At 70.1% G+C, this 12,942-nt stretch carries 17 protein-coding genes; 7 read left to right on the top strand and 10 right to left on the bottom strand.

Annotated features, from left to right (window positions below; genetic code table 11):
• Positions 1–39 precede the first annotated feature (39 nt).
• Positions 40–648: a CGNR zinc finger domain-containing protein gene (locus ACIGWZ_RS08690; protein ID WP_400062245.1), complete on the top strand. Its 609-nt coding sequence runs from the start codon at positions 40–42 to the stop codon at positions 646–648.
• Between the two features lie 303 nt (positions 649–951).
• Here the strand turns inward: ACIGWZ_RS08690 and ACIGWZ_RS08685 are convergent, their stop codons facing one another.
• From ACIGWZ_RS08685 to ACIGWZ_RS08675, 3 genes are all read right to left on the bottom strand, one after another.
• Positions 952–2,343 carry a sensor histidine kinase gene (locus tag ACIGWZ_RS08685; RefSeq protein ID WP_400062243.1) on the bottom strand — a complete coding sequence of 464 codons (1,392 nt, stop codon included), beginning with the start codon at positions 2,341–2,343 and terminating at the stop codon, positions 952–954.
• Positions 2,340–3,002 carry a response regulator transcription factor gene (locus ACIGWZ_RS08680; RefSeq protein WP_400062241.1) on the bottom strand — a complete coding sequence of 221 codons (663 nt, stop codon included), beginning with the start codon at positions 3,000–3,002 and terminating at the stop codon, positions 2,340–2,342. Before ACIGWZ_RS08680 ends, ACIGWZ_RS08685 begins: the two co-directional genes overlap by 4 nt.
• Before the next feature lie 216 nt (positions 3,003–3,218).
• Positions 3,219–3,506 (bottom strand): BlaI/MecI/CopY family transcriptional regulator, encoded by a 288-nt coding sequence (locus ACIGWZ_RS08675; protein ID WP_400062239.1) that lies wholly within the window; start codon positions 3,504–3,506, stop codon positions 3,219–3,221.
• A gap of 106 nt (positions 3,507–3,612) precedes the next feature.
• Here ACIGWZ_RS08675 and ACIGWZ_RS08670 point away from each other — a divergent pair, with 106 nt between their 5' ends.
• From ACIGWZ_RS08670 to ACIGWZ_RS08660, 3 genes are read left to right on the top strand one after another with little or no spacing between them, the layout of a single operon-like run.
• Positions 3,613–4,302, top strand: a complete 690-nt coding sequence (locus ACIGWZ_RS08670; RefSeq protein WP_400062237.1) for a DedA family protein — start codon at positions 3,613–3,615, stop codon at positions 4,300–4,302.
• Positions 4,299–4,901 carry a phosphatase PAP2 family protein gene (locus ACIGWZ_RS08665; RefSeq protein ID WP_400062235.1) on the top strand — a complete coding sequence of 201 codons (603 nt, stop codon included), beginning with the start codon at positions 4,299–4,301 and terminating at the stop codon, positions 4,899–4,901. The genes ACIGWZ_RS08670 and ACIGWZ_RS08665 overlap by 4 nt, the downstream gene beginning before the upstream one ends.
• Positions 4,898–5,614 (top strand): phosphatase PAP2 family protein, encoded by a 717-nt coding sequence (locus tag ACIGWZ_RS08660; protein WP_400062233.1) that lies wholly within the window; start codon positions 4,898–4,900, stop codon positions 5,612–5,614. The genes ACIGWZ_RS08665 and ACIGWZ_RS08660 overlap by 4 nt, the downstream gene beginning before the upstream one ends.
• Before the next feature lie 141 nt (positions 5,615–5,755).
• Here ACIGWZ_RS08660 and ACIGWZ_RS08655 read toward each other — a convergent pair whose 3' ends face one another.
• Genes ACIGWZ_RS08655 through ACIGWZ_RS08640 form a run of 4 tightly spaced genes read right to left on the bottom strand, consistent with a single transcriptional unit; the run spans position 5,756 to position 6,909 of the window.
• Positions 5,756–6,145, bottom strand: a complete 390-nt coding sequence (locus tag ACIGWZ_RS08655) for a VOC family protein (protein WP_400062231.1) — start codon at positions 6,143–6,145, stop codon at positions 5,756–5,758.
• An 11-nt stretch (positions 6,146–6,156) separates the two neighbouring features.
• Positions 6,157–6,291: a hypothetical protein gene (locus ACIGWZ_RS08650; protein WP_400062229.1), complete on the bottom strand. Its 135-nt coding sequence runs from the start codon at positions 6,289–6,291 to the stop codon at positions 6,157–6,159.
• On the bottom strand, positions 6,288–6,440 hold the full coding sequence (locus ACIGWZ_RS08645) for a hypothetical protein (RefSeq protein ID WP_400062227.1): 153 nt from the start codon (positions 6,438–6,440) through the stop codon (positions 6,288–6,290). The genes ACIGWZ_RS08650 and ACIGWZ_RS08645 overlap by 4 nt, the downstream gene beginning before the upstream one ends.
• Before the next feature lie 58 nt (positions 6,441–6,498).
• Positions 6,499–6,909 (bottom strand): VOC family protein, encoded by a 411-nt coding sequence (locus tag ACIGWZ_RS08640; protein WP_400062225.1) that lies wholly within the window; start codon positions 6,907–6,909, stop codon positions 6,499–6,501.
• Positions 6,910–7,357: 448 nt separating this feature from the next.
• Between ACIGWZ_RS08640 and ACIGWZ_RS08635 the strand changes: the two genes are divergently transcribed.
• The 3 genes from ACIGWZ_RS08635 to ACIGWZ_RS08625 all read left to right on the top strand — a co-directional run bounded on the left by ACIGWZ_RS08635 (position 7,358) and on the right by ACIGWZ_RS08625 (position 9,796).
• Positions 7,358–8,530 carry a winged helix DNA-binding domain-containing protein gene (locus ACIGWZ_RS08635; protein WP_400062223.1) on the top strand — a complete coding sequence of 391 codons (1,173 nt, stop codon included), beginning with the start codon at positions 7,358–7,360 and terminating at the stop codon, positions 8,528–8,530.
• Between the two features lie 125 nt (positions 8,531–8,655).
• Positions 8,656–9,261: a TetR/AcrR family transcriptional regulator gene (locus tag ACIGWZ_RS08630; RefSeq protein ID WP_400062221.1), complete on the top strand. Its 606-nt coding sequence runs from the start codon at positions 8,656–8,658 to the stop codon at positions 9,259–9,261.
• 121 nt (positions 9,262–9,382) lie between these two features.
• On the top strand, positions 9,383–9,796 hold the full coding sequence (locus tag ACIGWZ_RS08625; RefSeq protein ID WP_400062219.1) for a PaaI family thioesterase: 414 nt from the start codon (positions 9,383–9,385) through the stop codon (positions 9,794–9,796).
• 150 nt (positions 9,797–9,946) lie between these two features.
• On the opposite strand, the gene ACIGWZ_RS08620 is transcribed toward ACIGWZ_RS08625, so the two are convergent.
• The 3 genes from ACIGWZ_RS08620 to ACIGWZ_RS08610 form a co-directional block, all read right to left on the bottom strand.
• The gene (locus ACIGWZ_RS08620) at positions 9,947–10,360 is read right to left on the bottom strand and encodes an SHOCT domain-containing protein (protein WP_400062217.1); all 414 of its coding nucleotides are present in this window, start codon (positions 10,358–10,360) and stop codon (positions 9,947–9,949) included.
• 137 nt (positions 10,361–10,497) lie between these two features.
• Positions 10,498–11,031, bottom strand: coding sequence for a hypothetical protein (locus ACIGWZ_RS08615; RefSeq protein ID WP_400062216.1), 534 nt, complete (start codon positions 11,029–11,031; stop codon positions 10,498–10,500).
• Between the two features lie 425 nt (positions 11,032–11,456).
• Positions 11,457–12,884, bottom strand: a complete 1,428-nt coding sequence (locus tag ACIGWZ_RS08610; RefSeq protein WP_400062214.1) for a hypothetical protein — start codon at positions 12,882–12,884, stop codon at positions 11,457–11,459.
• Positions 12,885–12,942 lie beyond the last annotated feature (58 nt).

Raw genomic sequence — 12,942 nt, 5'->3', positions numbered from 1 at the left:
GACCGTAGCCGCTTCTCACGGATAACCGCAAGCCGTACCATGAGGAACATGAAGGAGTCCGTGAGGGAAGAACCCGTCCCGCCACCCGCACAGGGCGAGGAAGAGCACGTCTCCCTCGCCCTCGCCAACAGCGCCATCGCGCGGCCCGGCGGGCACACCGTCGATCTCCTGGGGACTCCTGCGCAGGCGAACCACTGGTTGACGGAACGCGGTCTCGCCCCGGTCGACGCCGGCATGCTGGAAATGTGCACGGCGCAGCTGCGCTCGCTGCGCGAACAGATCAGGTCGTTGTTTGCGGCCCGCGCCGCGGGGCTTCCCGCCCTCCCCGCCGCCGTCACGGCCGTCAACGACGCGATGACCCGCGTCCCTACCGCCCCGCTGCTGCAGTGGGACGACAAGAACGGCCCCTACCGCGCCACCACCCACCCCACCACCGCGATCGTCGACCACGCCCTGGCAACCCTCGCCGCCGACGCCGCCGACCTCCTCACCTCCCCGAACGCCGAACGCCTCACCGCATGTGGCTCCACCCCCTGCAACCGCTACCTGCTCCGTCACGGCCGCCGCCACTGGTGCTCCACTCGCTGCGGCGACCGAGCCCGCGCCGCCCGCGCCTACGCCCGCCGCACCCAGGCCGGGACGGAATGACGAACACGCCCGAGGCGCAGTGGTCGGCACCGGAGCTGTCGTCACAAAGGACGTGCCCCCCAACACTCTGGTGACCGGACCGGCCGCGTTCGAACGCAAACGATGGGACGACTGAGCCAAGGGGCTGGCAGCAGTCGTGGCCTCACCAAGCCCCTCGGCACGGCGGGCTCGTCGGCGGTCCTCCTCGCGGTCCTGCTCGGCCTCAGGGCCTACGCCCAGGTTCAGGTTCAGGAGCGCAGGACCGCGGCCCCCCAGGACACGACCCTTACGGGTGCTTCCTGATCCGCACCGGGCGGGACCGGGTCATCCGGCGGGCAGGCTGACCACGAAGCACGCCCCCGGGGTGTGCCCGGCGTCATGACTCACCTCACCGCCGGCGGAGCGGGCCAGGCGTCGCGCCAGCGGCAGCCCCAGGCCCGCTCCGCCGTGTCCGTCCTCGGGGTCGGCGCGCTGACCCGGCTGGAAGAGGCGCGTGGTGAAGGCAGCCGGGACGCCGGGCCCGTCGTCGACGACCACCACGCGGATGCCGTCGTCCGCCGACGAGACCCGGACCGCGACCCGGGTGCGGGCGTAGCGCAGCGCGTTGTCGGCGAGCGGGGCGACGATGCGCTCCAGCAGTGCGGCGGGCACCCCGGCCACCAGGGTGTCCGGACCGGAGACCGTGATCGGGGTTTTCCCCGGGCCTTCGAGCCGGCCGGCGAGCCGGCGCAGCACAGTCATGGCATCCGCCGTGCCCGGAACGGTGTGTGCGCCGGCCCGCGCGTCGTCGAGGACGGTCTCGCAGATGGTGCGCATCGAGGCGGCGGCGTCGGCGATGGAGGCGTGGGTGGCGCGGGTTTCGGTGGTGGAGCGGGGGCGGGCCCCCCACCAGTCGAGTTCGGCGGTGATCCGGGCCAGGGGGTTGCGCAGCTCGTGGGAGAGCTCCCGGGTGAGCTGCTGTTCGTGGCGCAGCACGGCACGGATCCGGTCCAGCAGCTCGTCAAGTGAGGCCCCGAGCCGGGTGAGTTCGGCGGGGCGGTCCCCGGCGCCGAAGCGCTGTTCGGAGGCGACCACGCTCCACCGGGTGGCCTGCTCCGTCATCGCCCGCACGGGCCGCAGGGCGCGTCCCACCGCCAGCCGGGTCAGGACGTAGGTACAGGCCAAGACGGTGGCATCGAGGGCGAGGGAGGCGATGAGCAGGGTGTCGGCCGAGTCACGGTAGGGCGCGAGGTCCATGGCGGTGACGACGACGGCGGCGGGCCCAGCGCCCGGCCGGGCCCCGCCCACGGGCTCGGCGCACAGGCGTATCGGGCCGCCGGCCGTCACCTCGGCGCAGCGTTTGTCGCCATGCGCGGCGAGGCCGGCGGCGGCGCGGGTGACCGTGTCGCCGACCCGGGCGGAGGCGGGGTGCTCCAGCAGCCGGTTGCCCGCGTAGATCCATACATTGGTGTCGAGGGCGGCGTCGTCCGGGGTCTCCAGGACGCGTACCGGGTGGTGACGGGTGTCGACGGTCGCGGCCACGGTGGTGGCACGGGTGCGCAGTTCGTCGTCTGCCTGCTGCAGGAGGCGATGGCGAACGATCGTGTTGAACACGACGGTGAGGACCACCATCACCAGAGCGGCCGTGGTCAGCGCGATCAGGGACAGACGGCCCCGCAGCGTACGAGGGCGGCAACGGCCGGCCAATGCTGCGAGGAGGTTGGGGACGGTACTCATGCCAGCCGGTGTCCGATCCCCCGGAGGGTGCTGATCGTCAGACCGCTGCCCGCATCCCGGATCTTGCGACGCAGCCGGCTCAGGTACTGGTCGAGGGTGTTGTCGCTGACCTGCGCGCCCTCCGGCCAACCGGCCCGGACCAGCTCCTTTCTGGGTACCACCGCCCCCAGGCCGGCCATCAGCGTGGCCAACAGACGGAACTCGGTGGGCGTCAGTGCCACGTCGACGTCCCGTACGCACAGGCTGTGGTGCACCGGGTCCAGGACCAGGTCCCCGGCGGTCGTGGGGACGGTGGGCCCGGAACGTTTGAGGGCAGCACGCAGTCGGGCCGCGAGTTCGGCGAGGTGGAAGGGCTTGGGGAGGTAGTCGTCACCTCCGGCGGAGAACCCGCTGAGGCGGTCGTGGAGTTGGTGGTGCGCGGTCAGGAAGACGACCGGGCTGACGAACCCCCGCGCCCGCATCGCCTGGCACACGTCCCGTCCGTCCGCGTCGGGCAGCCCGACGTCCAGCACCACCGCGTCCACACCGTCGTCGACCAGCCGCAGGGCGGTGGCGCCGTCCTGGGCGGCCAACGTTTCGAAGCCCTCGTCGCGCAGTCCGCGCACCAGCACGTCCCGCAGGGCGTGGTCGTCCTCGACGACCATGATGGTGAGACGCAACACCTTCACCTCACTCGTTCATGCGCTCGTCCCGGGGTGCAGCGCGCGTCAGCAGTTCGCCGGGCAGGCCGACAGCGGACGGCATCGGCCCACGGCGCCCGTGGCGGACACGGCGTGGACGTCCGGATCCCGCGGTTGCCCCAGACCGACTGGGGACGGGTCGGTCTCGCCGTGGTCGCGCTGCGGGGGCGGCCGGGTGACCACGCCTCCGAGCGACTACAACCGAGTAGACCGTCTACTGCACTGTAGGCGAACAGCTGGCGCGGAGATACCAATCACCGGTCGCATCGCATAGGCGTAGCCGCGTCCGGACCGCGAGCGGGTGACGATGCCCTTCTCGTACAGCCTGAGCAGGAGCGTTGTCACGGTCGTGCGGGCGAGCCCGGACCCCAGGGCCGCGCGGACCTCCCCGGCGGCGAGGCCGACGTCCGCGGCCCACAGGGCAGCCAGCACACGCGCTTCCAGTTCGCCGGACGGCCGGCGGTCGCCGCGCTCCTCGGTCATGGAACTGATTGCCCCATGGGAGCGTCTACAGTGATGTAGACCAACTACATTGCTGTAGACAGACCGGGCGGCCCGCCGCCCATGACCCTCTCGGAAGGAGCCTGGCGTGCCGTTGTGTCCACAATTCTGCGCCCTGGCCGCACCCGGCCAGCTTGCGGTCGACGTCCTCGACGCCGGGTCACTGCTGACCGCCTTCGGCGCGCTGGGCGTGGCCGTCGTCCTCTTCGCCGAGACCGGTCTGCTGGTCGGCTTCTTCCTGCCCGGCGACTCCCTGCTCTTCACGGCGGGGCTGCTGTGCGTACGCGACGGAACCGGGGTGCACCTCTCTCTTTCGCAGGTTCTCCTCGCGGCGGTCGGCGGGGCGCTGGCCGGAGCTCAGGCGGGGTACTGGATCGGTCGCCGGGGCGGCCGGGCGCTCCTCGCCCGCAGCCGGTCCCGGCACCTGCATGAGGGAGCCGAACGCGCCGAGGAGCTGCTGGCGCGCTATGGGCACGCCAAGGCCATCGTCCTGGCGCGCTTCGTCCCTGTCGTCCGCACCGTTCTCAACCCCTTGGCCGGAGCGCTCGAGGTCCCGGCACGGGTCTTCCTCCTGTGGCAGGTCATCGGCGGCCTGGCGTGGACCGTGGGCTTGGTGCTCGCCGGGTACGCACTCGGTTCCTCCATCCCCAACGTCGACCGCTACTTGCTGCCCTTGGTCGCCCTCATCGTGCTCCTTTCCCTTCTCCCCCTCGCACGAGAGGTTCTGCGGAGCCGTCGCACCCGCCGCGACCGAGGCACCGCCGGGGGCGAGGCATGACGAACCGCGTACCCCTTTCCGCCCGCCCGGCCTTCTATGACGACGGCCTCTACGCCTCCGTGACACGCCTTGCTCACCGCACACCCGCCGCAGTGGATTCGGTGATCTCCGCGTGGTCCGAGTACGGCCTCGCGCTGTTCGCCGTCCTCATGATCATCGCGTGGTGGCGGGCTCGCACAGCCGGGCTGCCGCAACTGCCCGCGCTGGCGGTGCCGGCCGTGGTCGTGCTCACCTACGCGGCCAACGACGCCCTCAAGAGCCAGGTGGCAGAGCAGCGTCCCTGCCAGGTCTTGCCGGTAAAGCCGCTGGATCCCTGTCCGGCGCTGGGTGACTGGTCATTCCCGAGTAACCACGCTGCGATAGCCGCGGCGGCGGCCGCCGCTCTGTGGGGCATCGCTCGGCTCCTGGGGTGGATTGCCGCCTCGGCCGCGCTACTGATGGCCGCCTCCCGGGTCTGGATCGGTGCGCATTACCCGCACGATGCCCTTGCCGGTCTCCTGGTCGGGGCCGTCTTCGGCACCCTGCTGATCCACGTGGCCAAGCGGAGCGCCCCCCTGTTCGGGCGGGGGCGCGATCCCCGACCGGTGTCGGCGCGATGAGTGCGCCGGATGCCGTCGGCCCGGTGCCCGGGCCCCGGCCTGCCCGCCGCTCCTGGCCCGGCCCGCTGCGGGCGGCCGTGGCCTGCGCCGCACTGTTCGCCGCACTCGTGACCACCGTCCTCGCGGCGGGCGGGACGGGGGCGCTGCCCGGCGATCAGGCACTGCACGCCTGGGCGCTGGCTCACCGACCGGACGCGGTCATGGCGACGGCCCGTGCATTGACTGACTCCGGCACCGGCATCTGGCCCTATCTCCTGGCCGCGCTCGCCGGATTCCTCGCGGGCCGCGGCGCACGAGGACGGACAGCCGGCGCGGTCGCCGCCCTCGCCGTACTCCTGCTCGGCCAGGGGGTGCGACAGGCGCTGATGCTGGCCATAGCCCGGCCCCGGCCACCGCATGCCGACTGGGCGACGCACGCTTCGGGCTTCTCGATGCCTTCCGGGCACAGCACCACCTCCGCCCTCGTCGCGGGGCTCGTGTGCTGGGCCGCAGCCCAGGGTGTACGGGGAATCCTGTGCCGGTGCGTCTGGGGGCTGGCTGTGCTGTGGGCGGCCGGCGTCGGTCTCACACGGATCTATCTGGGCGTGCACTGGCCGAGCGACGTTGTCGCCGGCTGGCTGCTGGCCGCTGCTTACCTGGCTGCAATGGTTGCTGTCACCAGAGGCCGGCTGCCCGTTCGCAGGCCCCCGCGAACGCCTCGCGGCACGGGTTGAGCGATATCTGCATGCCGATGGTGGGGGTGGGGATGGGGGCGTTCATGCCGGAGCGTCGATTCGTGAAGGGGCGGCTCGTCCGACAGGGAGCTGGTGCAGGCGAGGTGGGGCCGCCCTCCGCGAGTCGTAAGGCTCGGTGTGCTAAACGGCGTTGACGGTGGACTTCTCGTTGACGCCGATGACGTAGCCGTCGAGGTCGCGGAAGTAGAAGAGCCGGATGCCGGTGTGGTCCTGGGTGAGGGGCTTGACGATCTCGGCATGCCGGGCGAACCGCTCGTAGACGGCCTCAAGGCCGTCCACGCCCAGGTAGTGCATGCCGGCGAACCCGATGGGGGTGTCCGCCAGGACGGGCAGCCAGTTCTTCAGATCCGCGTTGCTGTAGAGCATGGCGCAGAACTCGCCCTCGTAGAACATCATGTGGATGTCGTCGCCGGGCTTGGCGCCGCTGGAGTCCACGTCGAAGCCGAGCTTCTTGTAGAAGGCGATGCTGGTCGCGGTGTCCTTGACGCTGAAGCAGGGTGCGTAACCCATGGTCGTACTCCTTATCGTCCGTGTGCTGGGGTGCCGGTGGCCGCGAAGTCGTATGCGACGGCGATGAAATTCCCGTCGGCGATGGTCCGCTCGGGGCTCAGCTTCCGGTCGGGAAGCGCGGTCGCGTACTCCCGTAGATGGTTCACGAAAGCATCCCGGCCGGTGAAGGCGTGCCCGATGGGCGCGCAGGTATACAGGTATAAGCGACATCGTCGGTGAACAGCGTCCCGAAGCGGTCGAAGTCCTGGTCGTTGTAGGCGTTCACCCACTCGTGAACGAATGTGTCGGCATCCATGGCGCACTCCTGTCGGTGTGCGCCGAGAGGTGGTTGTCGGTGGGGGTCGGCTGGGTGCTCAGGAGCCTTCGGACCAGCCGGCGCTGATGCAGAGGGGCTGACCGGAGGGGTCCCGCAGGACCGTCCAGTGCTCACCGCCGGGCTGGTGGTCGGGCTTGGTGGCGCCCAGTTCCAGCAGCCGCTGCTCGGCAGCCGGAACGTCGTCGAAGGCCAGGTCGAGGTGGAAGGGGAGTTCGTCCTCGGGCCAGTTGGGGGCCTTGAAGTCCTTGGCCGTGTAGAAGACGAAGGTCGTCGAGCCGTCGGTGACGAGGAAGGCGGTGGGGACACCGTTCCCGTCCGGGAACTCCTGGGCGACCTTCCAGCCCAGGGCGGCGGCATAGAACTCGGCGAGCGCCTTGCCGTCATCGCCCCAGAAGGCGTACGAGGCCACCGCGCCGACGGCGTTGGGGCGCGTGGAAGCGCCGTTCATGAAGATCACTCCAGAGGCGAGAAGGGGGAAAGGGAGAGGTACGGGCCGCAGCAGATGCCGTGCGGCGGGAAGGCGGAGGGCGCCTGCATGGCTCGCTCGGCGCCACTCTCCGCTTCTTGACTTGTACATCGGTACCGTACAGTATCCCGACCTGGCGGGCAATACAGACATAGTGGTGATATCGACACCGTAGGTAACTTCACAGATCGCGCGAGAGAGGCGCTGGCACATTTGCCGCCGCCTTCCACATCAAGCGCGATCATGCATCTGAACTGGGGCAATGAACCCATCTAGCCAAAGGCTGGAGTTGCTTCGCGATGCGTCGCGCGAAGGAGCTGCACCGGTGGGAGCTACTGTACGTATGTACTTTTAGGTACCTTGCTGACGATCGGAGGTCGCCGCCGCGACTCCCGACCCGCTTGCCCGCACCCCCGAACGGAGCCGAGTCATGACCACCACTCCCCTTCGCCGTATCACTCCCGCCGAGCGCCGCGCCCGCCTGGGGCGCCGGCATCTGCTGGGCGGCTTCGCACGGGTCGGGACCTCCGGCGAGGTCGTCGAAGCGCTGATCGGTCTGCACGCCACCGACCCGGCCACCGTGTTCCTGTCCGCCGCGGCCCGGATGGCGGCTCCCGATGCCGCCGCAGTGGAGCATGCGTTGTACGAGGAGCGGACACTGGCGCGGATACGGTGCATGCGCCGCACCATGTTCGTCCTGCCGTCCGGCTTGGCGCCCCTCGTGCACGCCGCCACCGCCGAGGGTGCCGCCGCCAAGAACCGCGCCCACGCCATGCGTCACCTACAGGAGACCTGCGGCTGGGACGCACGCCGCTACACCGCCGCGGAGCAGGCCACCCTCGCGGCCCTCATCAAGCGCGGCCAGGCCAGTGCCACCGAACTCGCTGTGGACGTACCGGAGTTGCGGCAGCAGATCGCCACCTCGCCGGGCAAGCCGTACGAGTCTCGACAGCGCGTCTCCGCTCCGATTCTGGGCGTGCTGGCCGCCGAGGGCCGCATCCGCCGGGCACGGCCGCGCGGCTCGTGGACGTCGGGCCAGTTCCGCTGGGCCCCGGCCGATCCCCTGCCCGAACTGCCCGCCGGGCCGGCCAGGACCGAACTGGCCCGCCGCTATCTCGCCACCTTCGGGCCCGCCACCGCCGACGACCTCAAGTGGTGGACCGGCTGGACGAAGACCGACACCCGCAAGGCGCTCGCGGCCGTCGGCGCCCAGCCGGTCGAGCTCGACGAGGGCACCGGCTACCTCCTACCGGGCGACGACGCCCCGCCCGCGGAAGCCGAGCCCTGGGCCGCGCTCCTGCCCGGCCTCGACCCCACCCCCATGGGCTGGCGCCACCGCGACTTCTCCCTCGATTCCGACCACAAGGCCGCCCTCTTCGACCGCAACGGCAACATCGGCCCCACCGTCTGGTGGAACGGCGCGATCATCGGCGGCTGGGCCCAGCGCCGCGACGGCCGCATCGCCTGGGAACCGCTCACCGACCCCGGCCGCGCGGCCCGGACCGCCGTCGAGACCGAGATCGCCCGCCTGACCGCCTTCCTCGGCACCACCCGCGTCACGCCCCAATACCGCACCCCACTGGAGCGGAAGCTCGCGTCCTGAGCGAGCCGACAGCCGCCCCGGGGCCGCCCCGCCGCCACTTCCGATCGCCGCGCCGACCCCGCCCCAAAGCCCGGTACGGTACGTACGTACCGCAATTCGCCCACCGACCGCACGGAGCCGCCTGTATGCCCGCCCAGCCCTCCCCCCGGCGCCGCCGCGACCCGGAGCGCCGGATCGCGGACATCACCGCGGCCACCGAGCGTGTCATCGCCGCCCGCGGAATCGAGGGCCTCACGCACCGGGCGGTCGCCGAGGAAGCCGGGGTTCCTCTGGGCGCGACCACCTACCACTTCGCCACCAAGGACGACCTCATCCACGCCGCCCTCCAGCAGGCGTACGAACGCTATGAAACGCTGCTCAAGGACTGGGTGGCCCGGCGCCCCGACCTCACCACCAACCAGCACGTCGTACTGCTGACCGACATCCTCGTGGACTGCTTCGGCGCCAACCGCGACTACCAGGTCCTCGAATACGAGCTCTACCTCGCCGCCCTGCGCCGCCCCAACCTGCGCCCCCTCGTCGACAAGTACGTCGAGGCCACCGTCAACGCCCTTCTGCCGTACGTCGATCCGTCGACGGCCCGCGCCGCTGCCGCCGCGATGGACGGCCTGACCCTGCGCGGCCTCGCCGGCTCCCGCCCGCCGAGCCGCGCCGAGGTCGAGGACATCCTCCGCCGCATCCTCACCCCCAACCCGGCACTTCCGACACCGCCTGGGAAAGCCGACTCCTAAGGGCTGTCCGACGAGCTGAACAATTCCAGTGCGCGGCACAGGCATTGACCTTGAACGTCCGTGTGATCCTCGCTCCGTTGGATCTGCGCGTCGGCATACGTAACGTTGCTATGTTGGGTCGATGATGGATGTTGACGCAGCTCAAGCCGTCCTCGATAACAGCCCCTTCGGACCCTGGTGGGGATTCAGGGTGGAAGCTGTCGGAAAGGGGCAGGCAAAGGTCTCGTTACGCCAGCGCCCGGAACTCTTCCGCCCCGGCGGCGTCCTCCAGGGCGGGTGCGCGATGACGCTCGCCGATGTGACCTGCTGGATCGCGATCATGTCGCTGTTCGGCGAGGACGATCCGTCCGTCACCCAGCAGATGACGACGAGTTTCCTCGGTCCGGCGCGCACCGATCTGGTCTGCGAGTCGACGATCGTCCGGCCCGGCCGCCTGATCGTCTACGGCACCGCTGACACGACCGACACCGCCGGAAAGCTCGTATCCCACCACACCCTGACGTATATCCGGCCACCGGAGCGGAACGCGGTCTGAGAGATACGCCCGTTCTCAGCCACAGCCCCTGCCCGCGGCCTTCCCGGGGACGACCTGCCCGCCCCTTGTCGGTGATGACGCGGCTTGCCTCGGATCGTGGCTCGGATCGTGGATGCTCCGGATCTCGCGCCGTTGTCGGGCGAAGGGGGATCACTTCAGGAACTTTTCCTTTGCGCGCTGGAATTCTTCCTGCGATATCTCGCCTTTTGCCTTGAGCTCCGAGAGCTTGGCCAGCTCGTCAGCGCCGCTTCTGCCTCCGCCGCCCGCCGCTGTATCGCGGATGTACGCATCGACGGCTTCTTGGTGTTGCCTGGCTTGCCGTAGCTCGCGTTGGCTCATTTCCTTTCCGCGTGCGATCACGTAGACCAGAACACCCAGGAACGGGATGATGATCACGAAGAGCAGCCAGGCCGCCTTCGCCCAACCATGCAGTTCGTGATCACGGAAGATGTCGGCGATGACGCGGAAGAGCATCATCAGCCACAGGACCCAAAGGAAGATCCACATGACTGTCCAGAAAGCGCCCAGCACTGGATAGTCGTACGCCAAGTAGACGCTGCCCATAGTCTTCCTCCTGCCACTCGTAGTCACCTTCAGGCTCCACCGCTCTGAGGGCTTGAACATCACCCTCTGCGGGTGAACAAGGAGAGGAGGATCGGTGCACGGGCTTCGCTACGGAGCAGCGGGCCGGCGAGAGGCAGTCAGAGGTGGAGTCCGGCCTTGAGCGCCACGATGATCAGGCCGAGGAGGAGGTTGACCGCGCCGACAACCACCACCATGCGGCGCGGGGCACCGGCCCGGACCACTGCGACGCTCGCCCACCCCACTTGCTCGGCCACCGCCACGCCGAGCGCCAGCCACGCCCCTCCGTCCGGCCCGAGGCCCAGCACAGGACTCACCGCCACGGCGACGGCCGGCGGGATGGCCACCTTGACGATCGGCCACTCGCCCACACAGACCCGGCGGATCTCCCGTCGGCTCAGGGGCTGATGCAGCAGTCGCTCCCCGACGAGACGGGCGTAGACGTGCGTGGCCCAGAACACCACACCGGTGGCGAGCAGGAGCAGCGCGAGCTCGAACCGCGGGCGGGAACCGAGGCTTCCCGCCCCGGCCACCACGGAAGCGGCAAGCAAGGATCCGTAGACCGCGCCCACGTAGTCGGTCCTCCGGGCGGCAGCGGGCCCAACGGGCACCTGCCCCGTGGACCCGTCGTGCTCGGGTTCGTGAGGTTCCACCGCTCCAGGATCCCGGGAAACAGCGAGGCTCGCAGGACAGGCGCCGGCGCGTCGCCTCGGCCGAGCTGCCGGGCGACCTGCCGCACGAGGAAAACTCCCTGGCCGAACGTGGTGCGGATTCACGGATCCAAGGATCCAAGGATTCACGGACTCGCGGACTCGCGGACTCGCGGACTCGCGGACTCACGGACTCACCGCGACGCCCGGTGGCTGTGCTGGTCGCCGAGCTGAGCGCGCGTGCGCGCGTGCTCCGATCGGCCCCATGTCATGCAGTCCTGGGTGAGGGGATCGGTGCGCCTTGGAAGAAGGCCGGGCGGCTCGCGCAAGAGTGGGCTCGGGCGGGCGACGGGTGAGGTCTGCTGCCGTCACACGCTCGGGCCACCCTTCCGGCGCCCGCCCGTCCGCGAGACCTGGTGAATTGGTGTTCAGCCGCCCTCGTACGGCGGTTCCTTCTCGGGCTCGGCGCCGGGCGCACCGGGTTCGACGCGACGCGGCCCGGCCAGCGGGCCTGGTGCGGCCTCGGTGTCCCCGGGGCCCGTCACGGCCGGTGCCGGCACCGCCCGCGTGGCCGCAAGGATCCCCAGGATCGCCAGGACCAGTACCCCGAGGCCGAGGACGAGGGCCACGCTGCCCGGAGTCGGGTAGTTCCACAGGAACAGCGCCAGAATTCCCGCGGCGATGACGGTTCCCGTCGTCCAGCTGCGGTGACCGTCGAGCCAGCGACCCACGCCACCCGTACGCAGCCCCACCCGAGCAAGGAGCCGCCCGGCGGATTCGGTGGCGCGCACGGTGGCGCGGCGTATCGCGCGGGCGCCGCGTCCGGGCCCGTACAGATAGCCCGCGATCACGACGATCACCGCGATGACCAGCACCGTGCGGGTGCTCTGCTGCAGGAACTGCACCAGGTTGTCGTACACGACGGCGGCGGCGTCCGGCGACTGCACTTTGGGCTGGACGGAGTCCAGGTACTTCTGGCGGAAGAAGGCGAGCGCGAGGAGAAGCAGGACCATCATCACGCCGATCCCGACTCCCGCACTCATCATGGCCACGCGGTGCGCGGGCCCCACCCACACGGCAAGCGCCGCCAGTACGACCACGAGCACGGGCAGCCAGACACCGACGATGTTGAGCAGGCGCATGGCGTCCTGGGCCTTGTTCAGCTTGTCGACCTTGACCAGCACGATGGACTTGTCGATGTCGGGGATCTTGTCGGCCTTCTTGAAGCCCGCGTCGACCAGCTTTCCCTGTACTTCTTTGATCACCGTGCCGATGTTGAGGCTGATGGTGTTGCCCTTGGCCTCGACGGCGCTGCCGCCTTCACCGGTGAGGACGTTCACCACCGCCGCGTGCGCCCTGCGGTTGGCGATGTCCCATGCCTTCTCGAACTGGTCACTCGTCACGACCTTGTTCACCACACCGTGGACCACGCTGGTGGCGCCGCCCTTCAACACACCCGCCAGCGCGCCCGACCTGTCGACCACGACCGGCGGAGCGCCGACCTTCTGCAGGGCGCGAGTGAGTGCGGCGGTGATCTCGTCGGTCTTGATATAGCTGACGACCCGGTCCGTCACACGGTTGGTCAGCGCGTTCTGGACCGCAGGGGCCTTGCCGATGGGCGAGACGGTTTGGACGTACCGGTCGGTGTCCGAGATCTGGGAGTCCACCCAGGCAGCGACGACGCTGAGGGGCGCGAGGACGAAGGCCAGAACCAGCAGCAGGGAGGTGACGGCGTAGCGCAGCCGGCAGTGCCGCACATCGGCGACGCGACGAAGATGCTCGTAATCCGCCCGCTCAGTGGCGCTCAAGGGGCCCTGGGGGCCCTCCGGGGCCGGGGCAGCGGGCGACGGGTCCATGAGTGCTCCTTCGCGCGGGTCCTCGATTCACTGTCGCTCCGTCCGGGCGAATTCACCT

The organism is Streptomyces sp. NPDC053427 (genome assembly GCF_044544985.1).
GTDB lineage: Bacteria > Actinomycetota > Actinomycetes > Streptomycetales > Streptomycetaceae > Streptomyces.
The sequence above is the reverse complement of the archived record's forward strand: the minus strand, read 5'-3'. Positions and strand labels throughout refer to the sequence as shown.